Origin of the sequence: Stenotrophomonas sp. HMWF003, assembly GCF_003061285.1 — a bacterium.
Taxonomy (GTDB): Bacteria; Pseudomonadota; Gammaproteobacteria; order Xanthomonadales; family Xanthomonadaceae; genus Stenotrophomonas; species Stenotrophomonas maltophilia_AP.
In genome coordinates this window covers 1692-3496 of record NZ_QAIW01000415.1, presented here as the reverse complement: position 1 = coordinate 3496, position 1805 = coordinate 1692, and the positions used below count along the sequence as shown (strand labels likewise).

Sequence of the window (1805 nt, the reverse complement as noted above, 5' to 3'; positions counted from 1 at the left end):
CCAGCGCGACCGTGACGGTGAGTGCGGGCGCGGGTGCGGCGGTGGCCGCCGCAGACGGCGCCGCTGCGGCGGGCAGCCCGGCCTTCTCGCGGGCAATGGCGATCTGTTCGCGCAGCGCGGTGGCCGCGCCCGGGTCCAGCCGCGGCAACAGTGCTTCCCAGGTGGCCGCTGCCTCGGCATCCTGGCCGCGCTGGCGCTGCGCAATGCCGATCAGCCAGCCGGCGCGCTCGCTGCCCGGCGCCAACCGCTGCGCATGGCGCAGCCACTGCAGCGCGGTGTCGTCGAACTGCTTGGCCGGGTCGGCCTGCGCGCGGGTCTGTGCGGCCTCCACCAGCAGCTCGGGCTCATCCGGGGCCAGCTGCACGGCACGGGCGAAGGCACGGTTGGCCTCGGCCAGGTTACCCAGGGCCTGTTGCGAGCGGCCCAGCAGGGCCCAGCCGTCGGCGCGCTGCGGGTCGCGCTCCAGCGCGCGCTCCAGTTCCACCACGCCCTCGCGCAGGCTGGCCGGTTCGCCCGTGCGCGCGGTCGGCGCGGCGGCCTCTGGCGTGCCGACCAGGTAATACAGCGCCGAGCCGGCCACGCCCACGGCCACCACCATCACGATGAAGGGCGCGCGTCGGCCTGCGGCGCGCAGCGGCCACAGCACCACCAGGCCGACGGCCGTGGCGACCATGGCGGCGATTGTCGGTAACCACGATCCGCTCACCAGCGCTCCTCGCTGTTGTCCATCGGCTGCAGCTGGCGGCTGCGTCGGCGCACCACCCACACCAGTACGCCGGCGCCGCCCAGCAGCAGCACGGCCGGGCCGAACCACAACAGGCTGTTGCGGGCGTCCATCGGTGGGCGGTACAGCACGAACGGGCCGTAGCGGTCCACCAGGAACTGTTTGATCTGCGCGTCGTCGTGGCCCTGCTGCATCAGGGTGAGCACTTCACGGCGCAGATCGTGCGCGATCTGCGCGTTGGAATCGGCCAGCGACTGGTTCTGGCACTGCACGCAGCGCAGTTCGGCCGCCAGGGCATGGAAGCGCGCCTCTTCGGCGGCGTCGCGGTAATGCAGCGGCGTCGGGTCGGACACCGCCTGCGCGCTGGCTATCGCCGGCAGCAGTGCCGCAGCGGCCAGCAGGCCGCCGAGCAGCAGCGCGGGCAGCTTACGGCGCGGCAGGCAGCGTGGTCTGGGCATTGGCATGGCTGCGCTCCACCTTGTCCAGTTCGGGAATCAGCTGGGTGTCCACCACCCGCTGGGTGAGGGCGCCGCTGTACTTCCAGCGCACCACGCCACGGGCGTCCACCAGGAAGGTTTCCGGCGCGGCGGTGACGCCCCAGTCGATCGCGGTGCGGCCTTCGATGTCGGCCAGCACCAGCACGAACGGGTTGCCCAGCTGCTCCAGCCAGCGCAGGGCGTCGGCCGGTTCGTCCTTCCAGTTGTAGCCGATCACGCGCACGCGCTTGGTTTCGGCGAAGCGAGTCAGCACCGGGTGTTCTTCGCGGCAGGCCGCGCACCAGCTGCCCCACACGTTCAATACGTACGGCGCGCCGCGCAGTTCGTTGCTGCTGACCTTGATGGTGGGATCGTGCAGCACCGGCAGGGTGAAGGCCGGGGCGGGCTTGCCGATCAAGGCCGAGGGCAGCACGTCGCGGTCGGGCGCGCCGGACTTCATCACCCCGTACACCATCAGCCCCAACAGCCCGAAGAAGAACAGCACGCCGATGACGATGGCCACGGGCGGCAGGGGGCGGGAAACGGGACGCGGATCAGACACGGGGCAACTCCAGGACTCAGGGACGGCGGAAACGGCGGTCGGC

At 72.0% G+C, this 1805-nt stretch carries 3 protein-coding genes; all 3 read right to left on the bottom strand.

All coding sequences use genetic code 11. The annotated features are described in order from the left end of the window. Positions 1–706: tetratricopeptide repeat protein (locus DBR34_RS17730; protein ID WP_258224089.1), on the bottom strand; the 706-nt coding region annotated here is incomplete at its 3' end. Next, positions 703–1188 carry a cytochrome c-type biogenesis protein gene (locus tag DBR34_RS17725; RefSeq protein ID WP_258224088.1) on the bottom strand — a complete coding sequence of 162 codons (486 nt, stop codon included), beginning with the start codon at positions 1186–1188 and terminating at the stop codon, positions 703–705. The genes DBR34_RS17730 and DBR34_RS17725, both read right to left, overlap by 4 nt. Next, a complete protein-coding gene (locus tag DBR34_RS17720; protein WP_128097756.1) occupies positions 1151–1762 on the bottom strand; it encodes a DsbE family thiol:disulfide interchange protein in 612 nt (203 codons plus the stop codon). Before DBR34_RS17720 ends, DBR34_RS17725 begins: the two co-directional genes overlap by 38 nt. Between the last annotated feature and the right edge of the window lie 43 nt (positions 1763–1805).